The sequence below is a fragment of the Paraburkholderia caffeinilytica genome, from assembly GCF_046030355.1.
Taxonomy (GTDB): Bacteria; Pseudomonadota; Gammaproteobacteria; order Burkholderiales; family Burkholderiaceae; genus Paraburkholderia; species Paraburkholderia caffeinilytica_B.
In genome coordinates, this window is sequence record NZ_JAQQCQ010000009.1 from 94,627 (window position 1) to 119,642 (window position 25,016).

Consider the following 25,016-nt stretch of genomic DNA (forward strand, 5'->3'; position numbering starts at 1 on the left):
CTCGTGTCCTTATCCTTCAATGGCGGCCGTCGATCGGCCGCAGGGTGCCGGCGCTGACCGATCGGCGCGCCGGCGGTTTCATTTGGATTGCCTGCGCTGTTCCCTCAGGAGGGTAAGTTGCACATCACAAATGGGGACGCAGCGGTTCAATTTCCAGATGTTCGAGTCAGGCCATTCGGCGGACAGCATGCCGCCAAGCCGCATCCGGCCACGGGGCATCACACAGAAATCTTGATTTCGCTGATCAGAATCGTGCCGTTGCCGCCGTCGGTGTAATTCGGAATGTCGGCAACCAATTGCTCCGAAGCCGGCTTGAAGACCTTATAGAAGTCGTCCGCGCTATCGAACAGGAAGTGACCCGCGGCGACATAAGGCGGCGGCGTTCCCGGCGGCCCGGCGTTGATGCCGACGTCGACCGACCAGCCTTTCAGCGATGGCCCGAACAGCCTGGCCGCGAGCGGCATGTGCGTGACGCAGTAATAGTCCACGTCGAAGTGGCCGTTTTCCCGATACGGATAAAGGATGCTGACCTTGATCATTGTGCGTTCTCGTCTGTTGGTCCCGAAGCGCGGCGCTGGCGGATTGCGCGCGGCGCCGGACGTCACATTATCACGCCTTACTTGACGCTTGCACCTGCTGCGGCCTGATTCAGCGACCGGTTGAGCGATTCTTCCACCGCTCCGGCAATCGCCTCGATCGCCGCGGGCGGTTTGGCGCGCCGTTCGGCCAGGCCGACCGCGCGCCGTGTCAGCAAACCGTACAGCGCGGCATGGTCGCCGCCGAGGCTTTCCAGTAACGCCAGCTGCTTTTCCACGACGCCAGTGTCGCCGCGCGACACCGGGCCGGCGAGCGCGTTGGGCAGGCCTTTGTCGCGGGCGGTTTCGATGGTGCCGGAGAGCATAGGCAGCAGCGCGCGGAGCGCGTCGTCTTCGGCAAAGCCCAGCGTGCGCCATAGCGCGACGCATTCCGCGAGGCTGCATAGCGCGAAACTGGCGGCGTAATGCGCGGCGGCGTGATACAGCATGCGGCCGCCCGCTGGAATCGACAGCGGATGGCAGCGCAGGGCGACGGCCAGCGCCGTCAGGGCGTCCATGAGTGCGCCGTCGGCCTCGATTGTCACCGAGCAACCGGCGATCCGCTCGAGGTCGGCGAGATCGCCGCTAAAGAGGTACAGTGGGTGAAAGCCGCCGATCGAGGCGCCCTGGTCACGCGCCGGGGCCAGCAACTCGACCGGCGAGGCGCCGCTGCAATGGACGAGCGCTTTGCCGTATGGGGCGCGGGCAGCGTCCGCCGTGAACCGCAGTGTGTGCGCTGTCGTACCGATGCTGTCATCTGGAACGGCTAAAAAGACGATATCGGCGGCGTCGACCACCTGTTGTGGATCGTCGAGCGCCGCGCAATACTCGATTTGACTGGCGAGCCGGCTGGCCGAGGCTGCCGTGCGGCTCGCCACCGCCGTGACCGGATAGCCGGCGCGGGAAAAGCTCAGCGCGAGACAGCGCGCGAGCCGCCCCGCACCGATGAAGCCGAGACTTGGCAGAGAGGGCTGGGACATGGTTGCCTGCTCCAGACGGGACACTTGAACGGGAAAGCAGCAGTATCGCGCATCCGTCCGGCAGTAGTATGGGCAGGAGTGTGTTGCGGAGCGGGCATTCCTCTGATCAGTGCGCGCGCGATATGGCGAGTCCGGTCGGTTATCCGGTCGTACGCGCCCCGCGGGTCCGAAAACTGCTCACAATTTCTTCATGAGCCGGTTTGGCAGTTGCTGTTCTGGGTTTTTCGTCTCGCAGTCAGATTCGGGAGGTAACGATGAATATTTTTTCTTACCGAAAGCACTTGCGGTTTTTGACGCACACGCAGCGTCGTCGCTGGTGGGACCAGAAAAAGCGCCTGACGCCACGCGTGCGCATCAGTGGTGCGTATGTCCCGCCCAACGTCTCCCGAGAATTTGCCTACGTAAAGGTAGGCTGACAATACCGTCTGCTGATGGGTAAGAAATGCCCGGTGCGATTGCACCGGGCATTTTTCATTTGGGCTGTCAGGATTGAAGCTAATTTGTAATCAAAGATTACTGACAAGTGAGCGGCTGAACCCGCACAACCCGGAAGGCAGCGGATTCGCGCTCGTTCGACCGCTGGCAAACCCTTAGTTCTCAGTCGGTTACGCCGCGTGGCCCGGCGGCATCGCGCAGGCGCACATTCCCACCCATTGCCAGCAATTGCAATTTGCAACAAATGCGAACATCTATCCATGGTCTTTTTCGATACATTGATTTCATAGCATGCAGGGCATGCGAAGTCGGCGACCTTAGTGGGCCGCGCCAGGAGAATAAAAGTGAAGAAGATCGTTCCGTTTGTCGTTGCCGCTGCACTCGGCGTGGGGTTCGCTACTGCTGCCGAGGCGCACGTTTCCGTCGGTATCGGTATTGGCATTCCGGTCGCGCCAGCGTATCCGGTTTATGCTGCGCCGCCGCCCGTCTATTACGCGCCGCCGCCTCCGCCGGTGGTGTATGCGCCGGGTTATTACGCGCCGCCGGCAGTGGTAGTGGGGGGCTATTACGGTGGTTATCGTCGTCCTTATTATCATCACGGCTACTACGGTCACGGTTACTACGGCCACGGCTACTATCGCCGCTGATCGCAGGAAGAGCACCGCACGTGTTTGTATTGACGGCGTAACGCCGGCTTGACCGCCGGGTTGCGCCGTTTGTGTATCTGCTGCTGCCTGTCAATCGACATACCCAAGCATTGTCGAAGCTGGGAGAATGGCTGTTTCGCCACTGCTCTGGAGAGTTTCGTCAATGCAAGCGCTTCCCGCTCCCACTTTCGACGACGTACTCGACGCCGCTGCGCGTCTTGAAGGCGTCGCCCACCGCACCCCCGTTCTTACCTCGAGCACGTTTAACGAGCGCACGGGTGCGTCGGTGTTCTTCAAGTGCGAGAATTTTCAGCGCATGGGTGCGTTCAAGTTTCGCGGCGCCTACAACGCGATTTCGCATTTCGACGCGGAGCAACGCAAAGCAGGCGTGTTGACGTATTCGTCGGGGAATCATGCGCAAGCTATCGCGCTATCGGCGCGCCTCGCCGGGATTCATGCGACGATCATCATGCCGCACGACGCGCCCGCCGCCAAAGTCGCGGCGACCAAGGGCTATGGCGGTGAAGTGATCAGCTACGACCGCTACACCGAGAATCGCGAAGAGATCGGCCGGCGACTCGCCGAAGAACGTGGCATGACGCTGATTCCGCCGTACGACCATCCGCACGTGATCGCGGGGCAGGGCACGGCGGTGAAGGAGTTGATCGAAGAAACCGGCCCGCTCGACATGCTGTTTGTTTGCCTCGGCGGCGGTGGCTTGATCGGCGGCAGCGCATTGTCGGCCGCGGCATTGAGCCCGGCGTGCACGGTGATCGGTGTCGAGCCTGAAGCGGGTAACGACGGTCAACAATCGCTCGCGCGTGGCGAGATCGTCCATATCGACACGCCGCGCACGATTGCCGACGGCGCCGCTTCCACGCATCTCGGCGACTACACCTTCGCGATTATTCAGAAGCTGGTTGCGCAGATCGAAACGGTCAGCGACGAGCAGTTGATCGAGACCCTGCGTTTCTTCGCGCAGCGCATGAAGATCGTGGTCGAGCCGACGGGCTGTCTCGCCGCGGCTGCCGTGCTCAACGGTATCGTGCCGGTGAAAGGCAAGCGCGTAGGCGTGGTGGTGAGCGGTGGCAACGTGGACCTGGCGAAGCTGGCGCAGTACCTTGCCTGATACGCGCAACGCCGCGTTTGCGTCGCGTTGTACCCGGTGAAATTGAAGCAGGACGGCTCGCCTTGGCGAGCCGTTTTTTCTAGCTTGCCATCTGCGCGGTCTGCACGATCAGATCGCGATACCCGTTCACGATCACGCTATACGTGAAGTAGGCGAATAGCAGCGCCGACAACACATGACACGCGCGCAGCAAACCGGTGCCGGCGCGTTTGCGCCCGTGGCTGCCGAGTCCGCAGATAAAGATCGTCCAGCACAATCCACCCAGGAAGAAGCCGCCGAGGAATACCGGTGCGGTCGTCACGCTGGTGGCGCCGGCTTTCGCAATCAACGCACCGCCGACTGCGGCGAACCACAGAATCGCCGACGGCGACGACGTGGCCAGCAATGCGCCACGCAAGAAACCGCGCCACGGGGAAAGATGCGGTGCTTTGGCATCCGCTTCGCCGGCAACTGCCGGTGCCGACGCCGGGAACAGCGCCTCACGCGCCATCTTCCATGTGAGAAACAGCAGCACCGCCGCGCCGCCGATCCACACCACCCAGCGCACCGATTCGAATTGCAGCAGCGCAGCCATTCCCGCGAGCGCGAGCGCCGCGTAAACCAGATCGCCGAAACAGGAACCCAGGCCTAACCAGAAGCCCGGTTTGAAGCCGTGCGACAGCGTCAGCGAAATCATCGCGACATTGACGAGGCCGATATCCAGACACAACGACAACGACAGGAAAAAACCATCCGACATCATTGAAAAGGCATGCATCCGCGCAACTGCTCCATCAGTTTTGTTATTCAGACTTGTTCAGGCGCGAGCGATCCGGCGGGTGCATGGATCGTTTCGATGCCGGCAGAATCCCGAAGTTGAGTGGTGGGATTCGAGCCCCGTCTTTACAGTCCCAACTCATTCCACAAGGTGTCGATGCGTTGTTTGACCGCCTTGTCCATCTCGATCGGGCGGCCCCATTCGCGATCGGTTTCGCCGTGCCATTTGTTGGTCGCGTCGAGTCCCATCTTCGATCCGAGACCTGCCACGGGCGAGGCGAAATCCAGGTAGTCGATCGGCGTGCGATCGACCAGTACGGTGTCGCGTGCCGGATCGATACGCGTGGTGATCGCCCAGATCACTTCCTTCCAGTCGCGGATATTCACGTCCTCGTCGACCACGACGATGAACTTCGTATACATGAATTGCCGCAGGAAACTCCACACGCCGAACATCACGCGCTTGGCGTGACCCGGGTAGCTCTTCTTCATCTGCACGATCGCCATCCGGTAGCTGCATCCTTCGGGCGGCAGATAGAAATCGGTGATCTCGGTGAACTGCTTCTGCAACAACGGCACGAACACCTCGTTGAGCGCGACGCCGAGCACGGCGGGCTCATCCGGCGGTTTGCCGGTGTAGGTGGAGTGATAGATCGCATCGCGCCGCATCGTGATGCGCTCGACCGTGAAGACGGGGAACCACTCCTGCTCGTTGTAGTAGCCGGTGTGGTCGCCATAAGGGCCTTCCAGCGCGTGTTCGTACGCGGCGGATGCCCCTTTGGCCGGACGTGGCGGCGCGCCTGCGGGAGCGGGCGAGGGCGTCCCTTCCTGCGGATAGATGAAGCCTTCCAGAACGATTTCCGCGCGCGCCGGCACCTGCAAGCCGTCGACGCCCGGCGTGATGCACTTCGCGAGTTCGGTGCGCCCGCCGCGCAGCAGTCCGGCGAACTGGTATTCGGAGAGCGTGTCCGGCACCGGCGTGACCGCACCCAGGATGGTCGCCGGATCAGCGCCCAGCACTACGGCCACGGGATACGGCTTGCCCGGATTCTGCAGCGCGAACTCGCGGAAATCGAGTGCGCCGCCGCGATGCGCAAGCCATCGCATGATCAATTTGTTACGCCCGATCAGTTGCTGGCGATATATGCCTAAATTTTGTCGGCTCTTATTTGGGCCTTTTGTGACGGTGAGGCCCCATGTGATGAGCGGCCCTGCATCGCCTGGCCAGCAGGTCTGAATGGGCAGTTTTCCGAGGTCGACATCATTGCCTTCCCAGACGATTTCCTGGCAGGGCGGCGCGCTCACGGTCTTGGGCGCCATGTCCCACACCGCCTTCGCGAGCGAGAACAGTTTGCCTGCGTCCTTGAACCCCTTCGGCGGCTCGGGTTCCTTCAATGCCGAAAGCAGGCGGCCGACGTCGCGCAGCGACTCCAGCGCGGCACCATCGCCTTCGCCCGCTTGCGCGTCGATACCCATGCCGAGCGCAACGCGGCGCGGCGTGCCGAACAGATTGCCGAGGACCGGGAACGCGCGCTGTTGCTGGCTCTCAAACAATATCGCCGGACCGCCGGCGCGCAGGACGCGGTCGCACAGTTCGGTCATTTCCAGGACGGGCGAGACGTTTTGCGAGATGCGGCGCAGTTCACCGATCGTTTCGAGGCGGCCGACGAAATCGCGCAGGTCTTTGTATTTCATCTGGTGCGGTAGAGAGCCGCTCAAGCGGCAAAAAAGTAGGGGCGCCGCAGAGCTTCACGGTGCCAGAACGATTGTCGATTTTACCTGTGTTGGCAGCCGTACGTAGATTGGCCAAATGGCCGAATTCGGAACGGCTATTCGAGATAGCTCAAGAGGCGCGCACCGCGCGGTTTTGAGCGGACTGAACACTGTTCATTATTACAATTAGTTATAGTTTTGCCTATCTATAGTGTTGACGATCTATAAAACCCTGCATAGAATCCGTCCACATTGGTTGCAGGGCATGAACCTTTTTACCACTGCCCCCGGTCCCTTTAGACGCAACGCGTCACCATTTACCGACCCCCTGCACGGTATCTGACGGCTTATCGAAGTCCTCGCCGGCGCCAACTGACGCTGGTTTTTCGCGTGGGAGCCACCGCCTGCATGCTTTTTTGGCATGCCGCGGACCTCTTTTCAAGATTGGCTCCCCACAAACGGTATTTGCCGTTTTCCCGACGTCGCAGCTGCCCTAACCAGACAGAGCGCGCGATGTCTTGACTCTGCGAATGTGTGTTACCGCCTGTTCGACTGGCGGAGTTCGCGGATCATGCAACATGGGAGATCTGAATGAACGCCTGGTTATCGTGGCGTCCCGATGAACGTATTGCGCAAGTTGTGCGTGGTGCGTTGCGTCGCGGGACGCGAATGAGTCATCACCTGTTCAGCATTGTCGGCGGAATCGCTGTCGTGCTGGCACTCGCGCTGTGGCTGATGCCGACGTGGCGCGGCACCCTTGCGGCCCGCTTGATGCCGGTCCTTTCCGCCGCTGTGCAAGCCGGTCCCGCCCGTCTGCTGCAAGGCAACCCGCTGCCGGCTTTCGGGCCGCCTGGCGCCTCCTCTGACGACTCGCTGTCCGCGAATTCGACCGGTAGCGACGCCGCCAGCGGCGCGAACAATGGCGTTACCGCCAGCAATACCAGCTACGACGGCGCCTTCGACGGCACCGGCACGTCCGGTATGGGCGTGGCTGCACTGAACGGCCTCGACCCGCGCACCATGCAGAGCGTCTCCGCTTTGGCACGGCTGATCCCGGCACAGCGCGTCTCGGCCGATGCCCGCGACGACCGCGTGCTGGTTTCGACCCGCGAGCAGGATCTGGTCTCGTCTTACCTGGCGCGGCGCTACCGCGTTGCTCAGGAGCCCGTTAGCGAGCTCGTGAAGGCCGCGTTCGACACCGGCCGTGAAGTCGGTCTCGACCCGCTTCTCCTGCTGTCCGTGATGGCAATCGAATCGGGCTTCAACCCGTACGCCGAGAGCGGCGTGGGTGCGCAGGGCCTGATGCAGGTGATGTCCAAGGTTCACTCGGACAAATTCCAGTACTTCGGCGGGCAGAGCGCGGCGCTCGAACCGGTTGCGAACATCAAGGTGGGCGCGCTGGTGCTGAAGGACTGTATCGCCCGCGGCGGTTCATTGCCGGGCGGTCTGCGTCTCTACGTCGGCTCGAGCTCGCAGGACGACGGCGGCTACGGCGCCAAGGTGATGGCCGAGCGTGGCCGCCTGCGCGATGTGGCGCGCGGCCGCAAGGTGCCGATCAACGCACCGCAGGCGCCGGTTTTGACGGCGTCGAACACGACTCCGGCTGCAGCGGCATCGGCTAACGGCAAGCGCGTGCAGATGACGCTCGATGCCGGTCATCCGCTGAGCGCGGCAGCGCCGGTGAAGACACCGGTGTCCGAGCAGGACGACGCCAGTTCCACTGCGACCAAGCATGTAGCATCGGCCTCGGAGTTGGGCGCTTGAGATTGAAGTAACCGGGTTCGCTACGCAAGGAAGCGGCCGATACAGAAAAGGACACCCGACGAAGGTGTCCTTTTTCTTTTGTGGCCAACATTGGCGGTGTCGGGCGCGGCCGTGGGCTGTATGTTTGTCAGAGGCGTTGCAACCCGCCTTGGCGACGGCTCTTAGGGGACTCAAGCCTCAAGCCCGCAAAAGCGCTGATATCTATCCGCTCAATGCCGTCCGAAGAGCTTAGCCAGCCGTTCGACTGCTTCTTCCAGCTTCGGCAGGGCGGTGGCATACGATAGCCGGATGTAGTCCTTCGGCGCGTGCGTGCCGAAGTCCATGCCGGGCACCAGCACCACGCCCGCCTCGTGCAGCATCGCCTTGGTGAGCGCTGCGCTGTCTCCGGCCGCCTGGTGCGCGACCGTGCGGCAATCAGCGTACACGTAGAAGGCGCCGTCCGGCATTACCGGCACCGAGAAACCCAGCGATTCGAGCGCCGGCGCAATGAAGTCGCGGCGGCGCTTGAATTCGAGGCGGCGCGCTTCGTAGATCGCGATTGTTTCCGGTTCGAAGCATGCCAGCGCCGCATGCTGAGCAAGCGCCGACGCGCAGATGAACAGGTTCTGCGCGAGCTTTTCGAACGCGCCGACCATGCCGGGCGGCACCACCAGCCAGCCCAAACGCCAGCCGGTCATGTTGAAGTACTTCGAGAAACTGTTGACGGTGATGACGTCGTCACCGAACGAGAGCGCCGAGACGGGCTTCGCGTCGTAGCTCAAGCCCTGATAGATCTCGTCGACGATCGTAAAGCCGCCACGCGCCCGCACGGTCTTGACGATGCGTTCGAGTTCCGCCGGTTCGATCGACGTGCCCGTCGGGTTCGACGGCGACGCCAGCAGCACGCCACGGGTGTGTTCGTTCCACAGACGTTCGACGTCGGCGGCGGTCAACTGGAAGCGTTCGGCCGGCCCGCTTGGCACCATCACCGGTTTGCCTTCCGCCGCGATCACGAAGTGGCGGTTGCACGGGTAACACGGATCGGGCATCAGCACTTCATCGTCGCGATCGACCAGCGCCGCGCAAGCCAGCAACAGCGCGGCGGACGCGCCGGCGGTGACGACGATCCGCGCCGGATCGACGCTGACGCCGTAGGCCGCGGCGTAATGCGCCGAGATCGCCTCGCGCAGCGCGTGCAGGCCAAGCGCGTTGGTGTATTGCGTGACGCCGCGGCGCAGGGCACTCGCGGCCGCTTCGATGACCGGCTCGGGGGCGGTGAAATCGGGTTCGCCGATGCCCATGTGGATGATGTCGCGCCCCTCGCGCTCGAGCAGCGCGGCTTCCTTGGCCAGCTCCATCACATAGAAAGGCTGGATGGCGTCGACGCGGGCAGCAAGCCGCACCAAGGGTTCGGTCACGGAGTTCATACGATCAAATCCAGTTCAGAAGCAAAAGCGGGACGGCGCGTGGCACATGGGTTCATGTGCGCTGCGGCGTCCTTGCAAGCACCCAAAGGTATGGGGCTGCGTGCATGGAGCAGGCGCGTGACGAGGCCACGCGCCCCATCCTCAATGCTTGCGGGCTGCCTGCGTTTCAGCCGCGCGCAATTGCGCCGACAGCTTGTCCAGCACGCCGTTCACGTACTTGTAGCCGTCCGCGCCGCCAAACGTCTTGGCGAGTTCGACCGCTTCGTTGATGACCACGCGATAGGGAATATCGACGTGATTCTTCAGTTCGAACGCGGCGACCAGCAGCACTGCGCGCTCAACCGGCGAAAGCTGCTCGATCGGGCGGTCGAGGCACGGTGCGATATCCGCGGAGAGTGCTTCCGAATCGCGGATTACGCCGTGCAGGATGGCGTCCAGATGCTCGTGGTCGGCCTTGTCGAAGCCTTGCGCGCCGCGCAGTTGCGCGTCGATTTCACCGCCGGGCGAACCCGACAGCAGCCACTGGTAAAGCCCCTGCGTGGCCAGTTCGCGGGAGCGTCGGCGTGCGCTCTTCATGCCTCTTCCTCTTCTTCGTCTTCTTCTTCGTCGTCACCGCCGAGTTGTTCGAGCGCGACCGAGAGGTTCGCCATTTCGACGGCCACGCGCGCTGCGTCACGACCTTTCTCGGTCATGCGTGCAACCGCTTGTTCATCGTTTTCCGTGGTCAGCACGGCGTTCGCGACCGGAATGCCGAAGTCGAGACCGATACGGGTAATGCCCGCGCCGCTTTCGTTCGACACCAGTTCGAAATGGTACGTCTCGCCGCGAATCACCGCGCCCAGCGCGATCAGCGCGTCGAATTGCGCGCTCTCGGCGAGCTTTTGCAATGCCAGCGGGATTTCCAGCGCGCCCGGCACGGTGACCAGCAGCACGTCTTCGCCGGTCACGCCGAGGCGTTCGAGTTCTTCAATGCACGAATCCGCGAGACCATTGCAGACGGGTTCGTTAAAACGCGCCTGAACGATGCCGATACGCAGTCCGTCGCCGTCGAGATTCGGTTGGTATTGTCCGATTTCCATGTGAATTCCGTAGTGTTTTGAGTGGGCGCTTAAGCGCGTGAATGGTCGGATCAGCCTTGCTGCGGAGCCTGTGCGGCGCCGCCGGGCATGGGGACGAAGCCGGTGACCTCGAGACCGTAGCCCGACATGCTGCCCAGCTTGCGCGGGTTCGACAGCACCTGCATCTTGCCGACACCGAGTTCACGCAGGATCTGCGCGCCGATGCCGTACGTCTTGAAGTCGACCGGCCGGTGTTTGAGCGCCTCGGCTTTTTCTTTCGAGTCGAACGCCTTGAACACGTCGACCAGATGCTCTTTCGAATCGCCGCAGTTCAGCAGCACGATCACGCCGAGGTCGCGCTGGGCGATCTCTTTCATTGCCGCGTCCAGCGTCCACGAGTGAGTCGACTTGCCGACTTCGAGCAGATCCAGCATGGAGAGCGGCTCGTGCACGCGCACCAGCGTTTCCTGCTCCGGGTTCGGCGTGCCGCGTACCAGCGCGATATGGGGCTGGCCGCTCGGCTGATCGAGATACATCACCGCGCGAAACGCGCCGTGCGCGGTCTGCATGGTGCGTTCGCAAATGCGCTCGACGATCGATTCGGTGCGGCTGCGGTAGTGAATCAGATCCGCGATCGTGCCGATCTTCAGATCGTGCTCTTGGGCGAACTCCATCAGATCCGGCAGGCGCGCCATGGTGCCGTCGTCCTTGATGACTTCGCAGATCACCGCGGCCGGCGTAAGGCCTGCCAGCGCGGTGAAGTCGCAACCGGCCTCGGTGTGGCCGGCGCGCACCAGCACGCCGCCGGGCTGCGCCATGATCGGGAACACGTGTCCCGGCTGCACGATGTGCTCGGCTTTAGCGTCCGGCGCGACCGCTGCGGCTATCGTGCGGGCACGGTCGGCTGCCGAAATGCCGGTGGTCACGCCTTCGGCCGCCTCGATACTGACGGTGAACGCCGTGCCGTACTGCGTGCCGTTGCGATAGGTCATGAGCGGCAGGTTCAGCAGCTTGCAGCGTTCCTGCGTGAGCGTCAGACAAATCAGGCCGCGGCCGTAGCGGGCCATGAAGTTGATCGCTTCCGGCGTGACGAATTCGGCGGCGATCACGAGGTCGCCCTCGTTTTCGCGATCTTCTTCGTCGACGAGGATCACCATCCGGCCTGCTTTCAGTTCGGCGATGATCTCTTGAGTGGAGGCGAGCGTCATGTTGGCGGAGTTTTTCGAAGAAAGGGCGTATTTTACGCCACGCGCGCGTTCAAGTCGCCTGGGCCGGACGGCATAGGCCGTTTGGCGAGGCAGCAGGCGTGTCTGGGGGAGGTTTGGCGGGGCGGCGTTGCTATAATTCGTCGCGCCCGCGAAGGCCGCCTTCAGAAAACAATTTCCCCGCTAAACGTTCGAGACAGATCATGCCGCACTATCGCTCACGCACATCGACTCATGGCCGCAACATGGCCGGCGCCCGCGCCCTGTGGCGCGCCACCGGAATGAAAGACGACGATTTCGGCAAGCCGATTATCGCCGTGGTGAACTCGTTCACGCAGTTCGTGCCGGGCCATGTGCATCTGCGCGACCTGGGCGCGCTGGTCGCGAAGGAAATCGAAGCGGCCGGCGGCGTGGCCAAGGAATTCAACACCATCGCGGTGGACGACGGCATTGCCATGGGCCACGGCGGCATGCTGTATTCGCTGCCCTCGCGCGAACTGATCGCCGATTCGGTGGAATACATGGTCAACGCGCACTGCGCCGACGCCATGGTGTGCATCTCCAATTGCGACAAGATCACCCCGGGCATGCTGATGGCCGCCATGCGCCTGAACATCCCGGTCGTGTTCGTTTCCGGCGGTCCAATGGAAGCCGGCAAGGTCAAATCGCCGACGGACGGCCAGGTGATCGCCAAGATCGACCTGATCGACGCGATGATCAAGGCCGGCGACTCGCGGGTCAGCGACGCGGAAGTAGCGGAGATCGAGCGTAGCGCCTGCCCGACCTGCGGTTCCTGCTCGGGCATGTTCACCGCGAACTCGATGAACTGCCTGACCGAGGCGATCGGTCTGGCCTTGCCCGGCAACGGCACGATCGTCGCGACGCACGCATGGCGCAAGGGCCTGTTCGAACAGGCCGGCCGACTCGTGGTGGACCTGTGCCGCCGCTACTATCAGGAAGATGACGCGTCGGTCCTGCCGCGCAGCATCGCCAGCAAGCAGGCATTCGAGAACGCCATGGCGCTCGACGTCGCCATGGGCGGTTCGACCAATACCGTGCTGCACCTGCTGGCTGCGGCGCAGGAAGGTGGCGTCGATTTCACGATGTCCGACATCGATCGCATCTCGCGCAACGTGCCGTGCCTGTGCAAAGTGGCGCCCGCCACCGACAAATTCCATATCGAAGACGTGCATCGCGCCGGCGGCATTCCCGGCATTCTCGGCGAACTGGCCCGCGCGGATCTGCTGGATCTGTCGTGCGGCAACGTTCATAGCGGCACGCTGGGCGAGGCGATCGCCAGGTGGGACGTCGCCGGCGGCGCGGGCGAAGACGCGCAGAAACTCTTCCGGGCGGCCCCGGGCGGCATTCCGACGACCGTCGCGTTCAGCCAGGAAGCCACCTTCGCGTCGCTGGATACGGATCGCAAGACCGGCTGTATCCGCAGCAAACAGAACGCGTATTCGAAAGACGGCGGCCTCGCCGTGCTCTATGGCAACCTCGCGGAGAAGGGCTGCATCGTCAAGACCGCGGGTGTCGACGAATCGCAGTGGGTCTTCTCCGGGCGCGCGCGCGTTTTCGAGAGCCAGGACGACGCCGTCGACGCCATTCTGGGTGACAAGGTCGTGGCGGGCGACGTGGTCGTGATCCGTTACGAAGGCCCCAAGGGCGGTCCCGGCATGCAGGAAATGCTGTACCCCACGTCGTATCTGAAATCCAAAGGCCTGGGCAAGACTTGTGCGCTGTTTACCGACGGCCGGTTCTCCGGCGGTTCGTCTGGGCTGGTGATCGGGCATGCGTCGCCGGAAGCGGCCGAAGGCGGCACGATCGGTCTGGTGGAAGAGGGCGATGTGATCGAGATCGACATTCCTCAGCGCAAGATGCACCTGGTGGTGTCGGACGAGGCGTTGGCGCGCCGTCGCGCAGCGATGGAGGCACGTGGTGACAAGGCGTGGATGCCGGTGGATCGCGAGCGCGTGGTGTCGCAGGCGTTGCAGGCCTATGCGGCGCTGGCGACTTCCGCGGACCGCGGCGCCGTGCGGGACCTTTCGCAATTGAAGCGCAAGTAAGGCGGAGTTGAAGCGTAGCCGGGCGGCTTGTTGAAGCAGGAGCCGTGAAGGAAGACGGGCGGCGTTCGCAATGAACGCCGCCCGTGTGCAATTCTGAGAGCGGGTAATAACCGTTTCAGGCCAATCGCGCTGGAGCAGAGGAAGCCCATTCATGAAGCGAATCGTTTGCTTGCTGGCAGCTTTCCTTGCCGTAATCCATGCGCATGCGGCTCCGCTCGATCAAGGCGACCTCGTGACGATCCCGACGCGGGACGGCGTGACGCAGGGCATCTTCGTCGAATCGCCGTCGCCGAACCCGCCATGGGTGATTGTCCTGTTCGGCGGCACGCCGGGAGCCCTTCATCTCGATGCCACTGGCGCGACGACGCTCAAGGGCAACTTTCTGATCCGCTCGGCACATCACTGGGTTGAACGGGGGGACGCGGTGGCGCTGGTCGATACGCCTTCCGACCAGCCCGAAGGGGTCGATGATTCCTTCCGGTTGAGCAAGGCGTCGTTCGCGGATACGAAGGCTGTTCTGACTGTGCTGCGGCAACGTTTCCCGAACTCGAAGATCGCGCTGATCGGCACGAGTGCCGGGACGGTTTCAGTCGGCAACGTGCTGGAACGCGATCCGACGTTGGCCGATGCATATGTACTGACGTCCCCAGTGACCGTCTCGCATCGGGGCAGTCCCAGTCTTGCCGATCTGAACGTGGAAGGCACAAGGTATCGCGTGCTAGTGGTATCGAACGAGCACGACGCCTGTGTGTCCTCGCCCGCCTATGCCGGCAAGCGGCTGGCCGAGCGTAACCACTTCGATTTCGTATCAGTCGATTCGACGGAGGGCGGCGGCGACAAAAAAGCCGACTGTGGTGGGCACTCTCCACATGGATTTCTCGGTGCCGAACTGCAGGTGTTGGCCAATATAAATGCCTGGTTGACCGGCGACACAACTGGTGGCAAATAGCGGCCTGTCTGCGTTTTCATTGACGAAGAGATATCGAGCGTCCCTGTATTCGCGACTACGCTTCATGCCCGATAGTCCTCTTGAAGCAGATCCTTCTGCAATTGCGCGGCACCGGCAGCATCGTGCGCATCGCTGTTGCCGAACAGCACGTCGGCGAGGACCGCGCGCTTGTAGTAGTGGCCCACCTGATATTCCTCAGTCATGCCAATGCCGCCGTGAAGCTGAATGGCCTGACCGCACACGAAGCGTGCGGCGCGCCCGATCACTGCCTTGGCCTGAGAAACGGCGCGTTGCCGCGCCGGCGCCTCGTCGTTCTCGAGCGACGCGAGCAGCGCATACAGCATCGACCGGGCAAGCTCCATTTCGGCCGCCATGTCCGCCAGACGATGCTGCAGCGCCTGGAAACTGCCGATCGGCACGCCAAACTGCTTGCGCACCTTGAGGTACTCGGCCGTCATCTCAATGGCCCGCTCCATACCGCCCACCAGTTCGGCGCCGAGCGCGGCCGTCGCGTGCGCGAGTCCATGCCGGAGCGCGGCAAGACCGCTGCCGGGTTCACCCAATACCGCATCGCGACCTACCTGCACTGCGTCGAACGTCAGTTCGGCGGCAAAGCTGCCGTCGTGCAGCGGCAGCACGCGGCGCACAAGGCCGGGTGTTTCGGCGTCGACCACCACAAGCGTGATGCCGTCCGCGTCCGAAGCACGCGCGGAGACGATGAAGGCGTGCGCACCCGCGCCGCCCAGCACGAGGGTCTTGCGGCCGGACAGCGAGTAGCCGTCCGGCGTCGCCACCGCCATTAGTTCGACCGGCTCGGGAAAGCCGCGCGACTGCGCCTCGCTGTACGCGAGCGCGAATTTTCGCGAGCCGTCGGCGAGCGCCGGCAGCCAGTGCTCACACTGCGCCGGCGTGCCCGCCGCGCGCAGCGTCTGAGCCGCCAGCACGGCACAGCCGAGGTACGGTTCGATCACCAGAGCGCGTCCGAACTGCTGCGCGATCAAGACCGTGTCAACCAGCGAGCCGCCGAGGCCGCCGCACGATTCTGGCAACGCGGCCGCGAGCCAGCCGTTGTCCGCGAAGGTTTGCCAGTGCAACGCGCTCGACGTCGTGCGCGCGTTCACAAGCGCCGTGCGGGCGTCAAAGCCGTAGGCCTTGTCGACGAAACGCCGGACGCTATCCTGCAACAGTTGCTGCTCTGCATTGAGATTGAAGTTCATGATCGATCCGACGACTCAGAGTTGAAATAGCATCTTGGCGATGATTCCGCGCTGGACCTCGCTCGTGCCGCCGTAGATCGTCGACGCGCGCCGGAAGAACATCTCGTTGGCTATGCCGCGAGCCACGTCCTCGCACGGCACCGGCGCATCGAGGCCGGCGTCGTGCGGTTCGGGATAGGCCACTGCGCCGTAATCGCCGAGGGCCTCGACCATGAACTCGCTGAGGCGCTGCTGAAGCTCAGTGCCGCGCACCTTGAGCATCGAGCCCATCGCGTGCGCAGCCGGACTGTGATCCTGCTCCATCGCAGCGACGCGCTCGACCATCATCGCGACCGCGCTCACCTCCGCTTCGAGGCGTGCGAGACGCAGCGCGAACGCCGGCTGCGCGAGCAGCGGTGACGCGCCCACGCGCTGCGTCGTGGCGAGGGTGCGCAACTGCATCAGGTAGCGGCGCAGGATCGGCAAATCCGCCGCGCTCGCGTGCTCGTTGTTGAGCAGGAACTTCGTGATCGTCCAGCCATCGCCTTCCGCGCCGATGCGGTTTGCAACCGGCACGCGCACGTTGTCGAAGAACGTCTCGTTCAGATGGTGACAATCGTCGATGCTGCGAATCGGACGCACGGTGATGCCGGCTGTCTTCATATCGACGAGCAGGAAGCTGATGCCAGCCTGCTTTTTCACTTCGGTATTCGTGCGCACGAGCAGGAAGATCCAGTCGGACTCGTGCGCATAGCTCGTCCAGATCTTCTGGCCGTTGACCACATAGTGATCGCCGTCACGCCCGGCGCGCGTGCGCAGTGAAGCGAGGTCCGAGCCCGAGCCCGGCTCGGAGAAACCCTGGCACCATAGCCGCTCGCCGTTCAGAATGAGCGGCACGTGCTCGGCTTTCTGCTCCGGCGACGCGAACTCGTTCAGCACCGGCCCGAGCAGCTTCTGCGCGAAGCCGTCCTGGGTCGGCGCGCCCGCCGCGATGCACGCTTCGTCGAAGACGAGGCGCTGTAGCACCGTCCAGCCCGTGCCGCCGTTTTTTTGCGCCCAGTATGGTGCGCCCCAGCCGTGCTGATTCAGAATCTTTTGCCAGCGCACCAGATCCGCACGCATGGAGCGCACGCTGCCCACCGGCTTGCCGGCCAGATCGCGCGGCAGATGCTCCCGCAGGAACGCGCGCACTTGCTCGCGAAACGCGTCGAGCCCCGCATCGGGTTGGAAATCCATCGACGTCTCCCGTTCAGTTGCGATACATCGTGACCACGCACGCGCCGCCTATGCCTACATTGTGCTGCAATGCGACACGCGCGCCCGGCACTTGCCGCTCGCCGGCCGTGGCGCGCAGTTGCTGGACGAGTTCGGTGCATTGCGCAAGGCCCGTGGCGCCGAGCGGATGCCCCTTCGAAAGCAGGCCGCCCGACGGATTCACGACATAACGCCCGCCGTAGGTGTTGTCGCCATCATCGATGAATTTTGCTGCACCGCCTTCGGGACACAACTCGAGTGCTTCATAGGTAATCAGCTCGTTGTGCGCGAAGCAATCGTGCAGTTCGACCACGTTCACGTCCTCGGCGCCAATGCCGGCCGTTTCGTAGACCTGCTGCGCCGCGCGCTTCGCCATGCCGTAACCCGCGACATCGCGCAGGTCGTCGCCCTGAAGCGCCTCGGGGCCGTCGGTCGTGAGCGCCTGCGCTGCGATCCAGACACGCGTGTCGAGTCCATGTTTCTTCGCGTAATCTTCGCTGCACAGTATCGCTGCTGCAGCCCCGCAGGTGGGCGGGCAGGCCATCAGGCGCGTCATCACGCCAGGCCACATGAGCTGGTCCGCCATCACGTCTTCGGCTGTTACGACCTTACGAAATACTGCGAGCGGATTGTTCGCGGCGTGGCGGCTCGCCTTGGCACGGACCTTCGCGAAGCTCTCGAACGGCGTGCCGAAACGTTTCATGTGCTCCATGCCCGCGCCGCCGAAAATGCGCAACGCCGGCGGGATGTCGGCCGGCACGCCGAGGCGGTCGCACTGTTTGAGGAAGAGATCCGAGGGCAAGGGCCGGTCGTTGAAATAGCTGCCGAGCGCGCCGGGATTCATCTGCTCGAAGCCGACGACGAGCGCGATATCGAGTGCGCCGGCCTCGATTGCCTGACGCGCCAGGTAGAGACCCGTCGAACCCGTCGAACAGTTGTTGTTGACGTTGATGATCGGCAGGCCCGTCATGCCGACGTGATAGAGGGCGCGCTGGCCCGCCGTGGAATCGCCATAGACGAAGCATGCGTAGGCCTGTTCGATCGCCTGATAGGCCACACCGGCATCGGCCAGCGCAAGGCGCGCTGCCTCGGCGCCCATCAGATCATAGGTTTCGCTGGTGCCGGGCTTGCGGAACGGGACCATGCCCACGCCCGCGACAACGACTTTGCGCGTCATACGTTCTCCTTCATTTGTTATGGTCTCCGATCGGATCGATCAGCACTGGAGCATCATAGGCAGCCGCCCGAAAGAGCGGCAACCCTCGTTTTAAGGGGTGCGCTCCGCCGAAAATGCAATGATGAACCGTAGCCCGGCAGCGCGAGCGTAACGCACGAGAAAGCGCCGGGCAGTGGCAGATGCGTTTGGCGCCCGCTGAACTCAGACAAAGGCTGACACACCCGTCAGCGCTCGCGAGATGATGAGCTGCTGGATCTCCGTCGTGCCATCCGGGATCGGAATGATGATCGCTTCGCGCAACAGTCGTTCCACGTTGAATTCCCTGGTGATGCCGTTGCCGCCGTGCAACTGCACCGCGTCGCGACAGACCTTGACGGCGGCTTCCGTCGCAAACGCCTTCGCCATCGACGCCTGCAGATCGCAGCGAACACCGGCGTCGATCAGACCGAACACACGCTGGCACATCAGGCGTGCCGCGTCGACCATGATTGCCATGTTGGCGATCTTCGCCGCAATAAGCTGGTGCCCCGCGATCACCTTGCCGAACTGCTTGCGCTCCCGGGCGTAGGCAATCGACTCCTCCAGCGCCGCGCGCATGATCCCGACCGAGAGCGTGCCGACGTGAGCGCGCGCGTTCTCGAACACCTTCATCGTGTTGCGCAGACCTTCGCCTTCCTCGCCGATGAGATTGGTTGCCGGCACACGCGCGTCGGTGATGAAAATCTGTGCGGTCGACTGCGAGCCGAGCGCGATCTTGTCGATGTTGCGAGACTCGTAGCCGTGCTCCTTGCGGTCGATCAGAATGTGCGAGAGACCTTTGTCGCCGCGCACCGTGCAGATCAGCACGTCGGAATAGACGCCGTTGGTGATCCACGTCTTCTCGCCGTTGACGATAAAGTGGTCACCGTCGCGCACGGCGCGCGTCTTGATCTCGGCAACGTTCGAACCGACGTCTGGCTCGCTGATGCCGATGGAGCCGAAGATCTTGCCGGCGAGCACGTCGGGCATGTAACGCTCGCGCACTTCCGGCCGTGCCTTGGTCAGCATGGACGCGAGGCCCATGTTGAGCATCACGCACAGCGCGATATCGCACGAACAGGCGACCAGCTCCTCGAACAACATGCCTTGCGTGGCGAACGACCAGCCCATGCCGCCATGCTCGGCGGGAATGGTGCAGCCGGGCAGACCAAACTCGGCGATGCGCTCCGTGAGCTCGCGCATCTTTTCTTTCGGGATGAAGCGGTCGCGATATTCCTTCGCAACGGGCTTGACTTCCGACTGCAGAAATTTGCGAAAGCTTTCGACAGCCAGGTTCTGCTCTTCGGTGGGTAGTTGATACGACATGATATGCATTCCTGAAATAGGTTTCTGGTCAGGCCCGCCTGGACGGGCCGAATGGGTCGCTGTTTTCCCCGGTACCCCACAGACTGCCGCCGTTACCCTGGATCGCGAAGCGCGCACCCCCCACCTGGCGCGACGCCGTATTCGCCGCGCAGCCGCCCGACCGGTTAGACGTTCCGGACAGGGTCGGGCGCGCTGAGGGGAGGGCCGTTCGATGCGTGCGAATAGCTCGCCCGCGCTCCGGCAGGTTGCCGACGTGCCCGGCGTTGCGGTAGTGGTAAGTTAGTTTCCGCGATTTGGATTGGCACCCCTCGTTCTGAGGGGGACACTTGTGGGCGCATATTTGCGAAAGTTCAGGGTGTGACGCATTCGCACCGGCGCGCACACGCCGCATTGCTTCCCCTGGGTGACGATTTGAATCCGCCTTTCCCCAAACACCTGGTTTCCACCAAGTTCTCGCCGCCGCGCATTGGCGCCAAATACGTGACGCGCACGGACCTGCTTGCGCAATTGCAGCGCGATCGCCATTGCCGGCTCGCGCTCGTCACCGGCAGCGCGGGCTATGGAAAGACGACGCTGCTCGCGCAGTGGCGCAAGGTCTGCGTGAAGGCGTCCGCCGAGGTCGCGTGGCTCTCGCTCACGGCTGATGAAAAGGGCTACGTCGACTTCTGCACCGCGCTGTTTGCTGCAATGCAGCGCGTCGGCATTCCGGTGGAGATGGAGTTGCCGCTCGACGGCACAAGCGCGGCGGCCATGGATAGCGCACTCGCGGCCATCGTCGAAGCGGCGGTCGGTCTGCCCAAAGACCTGTACCTGATGATCGACGATTATCACCACGTCGAGGCGCTGCACGCGCACAAGTTCATGCAGAAGCTCGTCGAGCAGGGGCCGGACAATCTGCATCTCGTGATAGGTTCGCGCCTCACGCCGCCCCTGAGCCTGAGCCGTCTGCGGATGATGGACCAGCTCGTGGAAATCGACAGCACCGCTCTGCCGTTCGATCTCGCGGAGACACGCACCTTCGTCGACGAAAACCTCGGCGCTGGAAAAATCAATGTAGACGAACTCACCCTCATTCACGAACTGACGGGCGGCTGGCCATCGTGCATCCAGCTCATCATCATCATGCTCAGGAACCGGCCCGATGCGCGGGCCATGCTCGGTGACCTGATCTGGCGCTCAAGCGATCTGCAGACTTACCTAAGCGAAGAGGTCATGGCGCAGCTTCCTGCCGAGCTATCCGGGTTCGCCGTGGCGCTGTCTATCTTTCGGCGCTTCAGTGCACCCCTCGCCCGCGAGGTAACCGGCAACGACCACGCCGCCGAACTGCTCGAACGCATGGAGGACGAGCACCTGCTGATCACCCGCGTCGATTCGGACGACCGAACCGCGTGGTATCGCTTTCATCCGCTCCTTGGGGAGTTTCTCGCGACCCGCCTCGCGCGCCGCGAAATCGACGCCGTGCGCGAACTGCACCGGCGCGCGAGCCGCTGGTTCGCAGCACACGAGTTGCTGGCCGAGGCGGTGCGCCATGCCAGTGCCGGCGAAGACATCGAGTTTGCCGCGTCGGTCATCGAGCGCGCGGCGCCTGCCACGTGGAGCCTCGACTATCTGGGTCCCACACTCCATCTGCTTGAACGGCTGCCCGAAGAGACGCTGCTCAGCCATCAACGGCTCCTGTTCATCGCGTGCCTGACCGTTGCACTCACGACGCGCGCGGCCAGAGCCCAGGCATGGCTCGCGCACCTGCAGACGAATGCCCGGTCGGCCGATCCGGAGATCGTCCGCAGCCTGCCGTTGATTCACGCCGCCATCGCGTTCCAGCACGACGACACGCAGCGCATGATCGACCTGCTCGAACCGCTTCGCGACGCTGTGATCGACAATCCTTTCCTGCAGTATCTGCTGGTCGCCGAATTGTGTGCGGCCTACGCCGCAGCAGGCCGCTATGCCGAGGCGCGACGTCTCTTCAACCTGCGTCCGGTTCCGCCGGCCGATCGCAACAACGACATGGCGCTTGTCGCGCAGGCGACGCGCGCGTCAACGATACTGCTCGAAGGTAACGTGCGCGGGGCCGAGCGCGAGAGCGCCGGACTGCTCGCGCGCTCGGTTCAGGCCGGGGGCCGTCACTCGATCAGCGCCAACATTTGTGCAAGCGTGCTCGCCGACGCCTATTACGAACTCGACCGCATCGACGATGCCCGCGAAACGATCGCCAATCGCCGAGGCCTGCTTTATGCCTCCGGCCCGGACGTGACGATCCGCGCGGCACTGTGCCGGGCGCGCCTCGAATTGCTCCAGGAGAGCCCCGGCGCCGCGCTCGCTTTTCTGCAGCAGCAGACCGCGCATCTGCGCAGCATGGGCCAGATCCGCGCGGTCGCCCACATGTTGGCCGAACAGGTCAAGGTTTTGCTGCTCAAGCACGACCATGCGGGTGCGTTCGAAACCTTAGGGCTGCTCGAGGAGATCGCGCATGATCATCCAGACGCACAAGGCTCCCGGGCCGAGATTCCCGGTATCGCAGCGCTTGCTGGGGCGCGCGTGCATCGCCATACCGAACCCGCGAAGGCACTGCACGCGCTTCGGATCACCCGCAGTCACGCCGAAGCACACGGGTGCGGCCGGCTAGGCGCGCTCGCCGATCTGCTGTCGGCCATCATTCTGGCGGAACAGGGCAGCGACAATGACGCACACGTGTACTTCGCGCAGGCAGTGGAGGCAGCGCGGCGCCTCGGTCTGGTTCGAACCTTCGTTGACGAAGGCACGGCAGCAGGCAAGCTGCTCGCAAAGACGGTGCGCGAGCGCAAGCTCGAGGGTGCCACGTTGCAATACGCGATCGAACTACTCGAGAAGTTCCCGGATTGTGCCCTTTCCGAAGGTCTTGGGAGCAACACACGCCGCGCTGGCGCGTCGAAATTGCAGCCCGTGCTTACCCCGCGCGAGCTTGAGATTCTGAGCCTTGTCGGCCAGGCCATGTCGAACAAGCGCATTGCTATCGCACTCGATATCACCATCGAAACGGTAAAGTGGAATCTACGGAATATCTTCACCAAATTAGGGGTGTCGAGCCGTTACGACGCGATGGTTTGGGCGCGCAGACAGGACTTGATCCGTTAGTCCTGCGGTGGCCGCCCGCTAACACGAGGTTGTCAGATGCGAGCATGCGAGCCTTTGAGAGGACCGGCTTCACGCTTGGCGCTTACGGGCGGTTTGGGGCACGGCCAGATGCCTCACCCTTTCTCGTCTTTCTGCGTCCCGGCAGCCTGCGCTTCGAGAATGACCGGATGCCCAAGCTCGGCCCACATACGGGCCATCGGCAGATAGTGCTCTTCGATCACGCTGCGCTTGATCTTCATGGTTGGTGTGAGAAAGCCATTGTCGGCGGTCCAGGTATCCTTGACGGCGACAACAAAGGCAAGCTTCTCATGATCTTCGAGCGTGGCATTGACGCTTTCGAGTAGGCTCTGCAATTCCGCCCGCAACGTTTCATTCGCAGTCGCATCCTGACGGTCGCCTCTTGCGGCGGCTGACAACATTAACAACGCGAACGGTTGCGCAAGCGCCGGGCCGGTCACGCACGCGGCATCCACTTTCGGATGGCTCAACTTGTTCTCGATGGGCGTGGGAGCCACGTATTTTCCCTTGCTGGTCTTGAAGATCTCCTTGACCCGCCCCGTGATTTTCAGCCGGCCGATTTCGTCGAGTTCGCCGCAGTCGCCGGTTCTGAAGAACCCGTCTTCAGTCATGCTTTGCGCGGTCAACTCGGGTTGCTTGTAGTAGCCCAGCATCATCGTCGGCGCCTTGAGCAGAATCTCCCCGTTCCCTGCAATCCGGCATTCGACGCCGGGCATGGCCTGACCGCAATACCCAAGCCGCACAAGCCCGGGGCGGCTGTAGTGCGAATACGAAAAGTTCTCCGTCATGCCATACACGTCCAGCAACTCCAGACCGAGCATGCGATACCAATTGATGACTTCCTCGGGTAGCGGCGCGGAGCCGGTGAATGCGAGCCTTGTCGCGTCGAGCCCAAGCATCTTGAGAATCTGCTGCTTGATGGTGTCCGCTTCGGGCGCTGCTGTATGGAGCAATGCCTGCTGGCTTTCAGGCAACTTCGCGCAGACGCCCTGATAAAACCTGGTCCAAAGCCGCGGCATTGAGATAAATACCGTGGGCCGGGCGCGCTGCATGTCCTGAGCGAACGTGGCAAGGCTGTCGTTGAAGAAAACCCGGAAACCGTGACAGAGCGAATTCGATTCGACGAAGGACCGTTCGGCCGTGTGCGCCAGTGGAAGATAGGACAGTACGCAGTCGGCCGGGGTGAACCCGCAGAATTTCCCGGACTGCGTCGCGTAGGCGAAGATCGACGCGAAGCTGTGCATGACACCTTTAGGGCGGCCGGTGCTGCCTGAGGTGTAGATAATGGTGGCCAGTGTGTCCGGTGCCGGCAGGTGGACATCCTGCAACGGCGCCACTTTTGCGACGATATCGTCCCATTGCAGCGCCTCCGGCACGGGCGACATGGGCAGGCCGATCATCAGCGCATGCGGCGGCATGGCTTTGCGGATTTCGTTCCATCCGTCAGTCTTTCCGTCGAGCTTGCCGATGAACACCAGCCGAACGTCGCAATGCCCGAAGATGTACTGCGCGGTGTCGGCGCTCATGGTTGGGTAGAGCGGCACGGAAACGTGCCCCGCCATCCAGATCGCCAGATCTGCGATGATCCAGTGCGCGCTGTTTTTCCCTACAATCGAGATCGCACTATTCGGCGGCAGCTGCAACGACCGCAAATACGCCGCCATGCGTCGAGCCTGATTGCCGGCCTCCGCCCAGCTGTAGTCGACTATCCGCCCGTCCGGCGTCGGCTCGGTCAGCCAGGATGCATCTGGCTGTTCGCGCTCCCAATGCAGGAAGCGATGAACCAGGGTGCCCGAATTCGTACCGCTCATTTCTGTCTCCAGGTATTTTATTGCGGATCGGCAGTGGTCCCCAATCGGTCCCCGTCGGGGTGTTAATTGAGGATGTCCAAGGTTTGCCGTGAACCGCTCGCTACGCCATCGCCATTTTCAACGGCCGTGCTCGAATTCAGAGTAAGCCACAGTACGCAATCGGAGCAATTCATTCTCCCCCCTATTATTGGGGGTGACTTCGCCGCGTAGCCCTTTGCCTGAAGATCCAAGGCATGTCAGGTTTGGTCGAAGGTGGGCAGGTAGCTGATGTGGCGTTTGGCTAGCTGTTTTTTAATTTCAAACGACCCGTCCGGAAAAGCGGCAAAGTCTCGGATTTCCCTTTGCGCCCAGTCTATGGGGAGTGCCGCCGATATCAATACCAGCGCGGCGAGGCTAACTTCGCCAACAACTTGTGTCCC

General features: G+C 62.9%; 19 protein-coding genes. 6 read left to right on the plus strand and 13 right to left on the minus strand.

Annotation, left to right across the window (positions count from 1 at the left end; genetic code table 11):
- Positions 1 to 218: 218 nt before the first annotated feature.
- Positions 219 to 539, minus strand: coding sequence for an EthD family reductase (locus PQQ95_RS15790; protein WP_408438317.1), 321 nt, complete (start codon positions 537 to 539; stop codon positions 219 to 221).
- A gap of 77 nt (positions 540 to 616) precedes the next feature.
- The gene (locus PQQ95_RS15795; RefSeq protein ID WP_408438318.1) at positions 617 to 1,555 is read right to left on the minus strand and encodes a Rossmann-like and DUF2520 domain-containing protein; all 939 of its coding nucleotides are present in this window, start codon (positions 1,553 to 1,555) and stop codon (positions 617 to 619) included.
- 779 nt (positions 1,556 to 2,334) lie between these two features.
- Between PQQ95_RS15795 and PQQ95_RS15800 the strand changes: the two genes are divergently transcribed.
- Positions 2,335 to 2,637: a hypothetical protein gene (locus PQQ95_RS15800; RefSeq protein WP_408438319.1), complete on the plus strand. Its 303-nt coding sequence runs from the start codon at positions 2,335 to 2,337 to the stop codon at positions 2,635 to 2,637.
- Positions 2,638 to 2,800: 163 nt separating this feature from the next.
- Positions 2,801 to 3,766 carry a threo-3-hydroxy-L-aspartate ammonia-lyase gene (locus PQQ95_RS15805; RefSeq protein ID WP_408438320.1) on the plus strand — a complete coding sequence of 322 codons (966 nt, stop codon included), beginning with the start codon at positions 2,801 to 2,803 and terminating at the stop codon, positions 3,764 to 3,766.
- Between the two features lie 79 nt (positions 3,767 to 3,845).
- Here the strand turns inward: PQQ95_RS15805 and PQQ95_RS15810 are convergent, their stop codons facing one another.
- Both PQQ95_RS15810 and PQQ95_RS15815 read right to left on the minus strand, forming a co-directional pair.
- Entirely contained in the window at positions 3,846 to 4,523 is a 678-nt protein-coding gene (locus PQQ95_RS15810; RefSeq protein WP_408438321.1) for a LysE family translocator, read from the minus strand.
- A 125-nt stretch (positions 4,524 to 4,648) separates the two neighbouring features.
- Positions 4,649 to 6,217, minus strand: a complete 1,569-nt coding sequence (locus tag PQQ95_RS15815; protein ID WP_408438322.1) for a UbiD family decarboxylase — start codon at positions 6,215 to 6,217, stop codon at positions 4,649 to 4,651.
- 609 nt (positions 6,218 to 6,826) lie between these two features.
- On the opposite strand from PQQ95_RS15815, the gene PQQ95_RS15820 reads away from it, so the two are divergent.
- A complete protein-coding gene (locus PQQ95_RS15820) occupies positions 6,827 to 7,999 on the plus strand; it encodes a transglycosylase SLT domain-containing protein (protein WP_408438323.1) in 1,173 nt (390 codons plus the stop codon).
- Positions 8,000 to 8,208: 209 nt separating this feature from the next.
- On the opposite strand, the gene PQQ95_RS15825 is transcribed toward PQQ95_RS15820, so the two are convergent.
- The 4 genes from PQQ95_RS15825 to ribBA form a co-directional block, all read right to left on the minus strand.
- Positions 8,209 to 9,405: a pyridoxal phosphate-dependent aminotransferase gene (locus PQQ95_RS15825; protein WP_408438324.1), complete on the minus strand. Its 1,197-nt coding sequence runs from the start codon at positions 9,403 to 9,405 to the stop codon at positions 8,209 to 8,211.
- A gap of 141 nt (positions 9,406 to 9,546) precedes the next feature.
- Positions 9,547 to 9,981, minus strand: coding sequence for a transcription antitermination factor NusB (nusB, locus tag PQQ95_RS15830; protein ID WP_169487292.1), 435 nt, complete (start codon positions 9,979 to 9,981; stop codon positions 9,547 to 9,549).
- Positions 9,978 to 10,484, minus strand: a complete 507-nt coding sequence (ribH, locus tag PQQ95_RS15835; RefSeq protein ID WP_054037335.1) for a 6,7-dimethyl-8-ribityllumazine synthase — start codon at positions 10,482 to 10,484, stop codon at positions 9,978 to 9,980. The genes nusB and ribH overlap by 4 nt, the downstream gene beginning before the upstream one ends.
- Positions 10,485 to 10,534: 50 nt before the next feature.
- Positions 10,535 to 11,671, minus strand: coding sequence for a bifunctional 3,4-dihydroxy-2-butanone-4-phosphate synthase/GTP cyclohydrolase II (gene ribBA / locus PQQ95_RS15840; protein WP_408438325.1), 1,137 nt, complete (start codon positions 11,669 to 11,671; stop codon positions 10,535 to 10,537).
- Between the two features lie 200 nt (positions 11,672 to 11,871).
- Here ribBA and ilvD point away from each other — a divergent pair, with 200 nt between their 5' ends.
- Together ilvD and PQQ95_RS15850 are read left to right on the plus strand one after the other, a co-directional pair.
- Positions 11,872 to 13,734, plus strand: a complete 1,863-nt coding sequence (ilvD, locus tag PQQ95_RS15845; RefSeq protein ID WP_408438326.1) for a dihydroxy-acid dehydratase — start codon at positions 11,872 to 11,874, stop codon at positions 13,732 to 13,734.
- Positions 13,735 to 13,885: 151 nt separating this feature from the next.
- Entirely contained in the window at positions 13,886 to 14,683 is a 798-nt protein-coding gene (locus PQQ95_RS15850; RefSeq protein ID WP_408438327.1) for an alpha/beta hydrolase, read from the plus strand.
- A 62-nt stretch (positions 14,684 to 14,745) separates the two neighbouring features.
- On the opposite strand, the gene PQQ95_RS15855 is transcribed toward PQQ95_RS15850, so the two are convergent.
- The 4 genes from PQQ95_RS15855 to PQQ95_RS15870 all read right to left on the minus strand — a co-directional run bounded on the left by PQQ95_RS15855 (position 14,746) and on the right by PQQ95_RS15870 (position 19,654).
- Positions 14,746 to 15,900, minus strand: coding sequence for an acyl-CoA dehydrogenase family protein (locus PQQ95_RS15855; RefSeq protein ID WP_408438328.1), 1,155 nt, complete (start codon positions 15,898 to 15,900; stop codon positions 14,746 to 14,748).
- A 15-nt stretch (positions 15,901 to 15,915) separates the two neighbouring features.
- Complete coding sequence (locus tag PQQ95_RS15860; protein ID WP_408438329.1) at positions 15,916 to 17,115, minus strand: acyl-CoA dehydrogenase family protein; 1,200 nt, start codon at positions 17,113 to 17,115, stop codon at positions 15,916 to 15,918.
- A 13-nt stretch (positions 17,116 to 17,128) separates the two neighbouring features.
- Positions 17,129 to 18,310: a lipid-transfer protein gene (locus PQQ95_RS15865; protein ID WP_408438330.1), complete on the minus strand. Its 1,182-nt coding sequence runs from the start codon at positions 18,308 to 18,310 to the stop codon at positions 17,129 to 17,131.
- A 201-nt stretch (positions 18,311 to 18,511) separates the two neighbouring features.
- Positions 18,512 to 19,654 (minus strand): acyl-CoA dehydrogenase family protein, encoded by a 1,143-nt coding sequence (locus tag PQQ95_RS15870; RefSeq protein ID WP_408438331.1) that lies wholly within the window; start codon positions 19,652 to 19,654, stop codon positions 18,512 to 18,514.
- 411 nt (positions 19,655 to 20,065) lie between these two features.
- Between PQQ95_RS15870 and PQQ95_RS15875 the strand changes: the two genes are divergently transcribed.
- The gene (locus tag PQQ95_RS15875; RefSeq protein WP_408438332.1) at positions 20,066 to 22,768 is read left to right on the plus strand and encodes a winged helix-turn-helix domain-containing protein; all 2,703 of its coding nucleotides are present in this window, start codon (positions 20,066 to 20,068) and stop codon (positions 22,766 to 22,768) included.
- A gap of 113 nt (positions 22,769 to 22,881) precedes the next feature.
- Here the strand turns inward: PQQ95_RS15875 and PQQ95_RS15880 are convergent, their stop codons facing one another.
- A complete protein-coding gene (locus PQQ95_RS15880) occupies positions 22,882 to 24,597 on the minus strand; it encodes an AMP-binding protein (protein WP_408438333.1) in 1,716 nt (571 codons plus the stop codon).
- Positions 24,598 to 25,016: the final 419 nt, after the last annotated feature.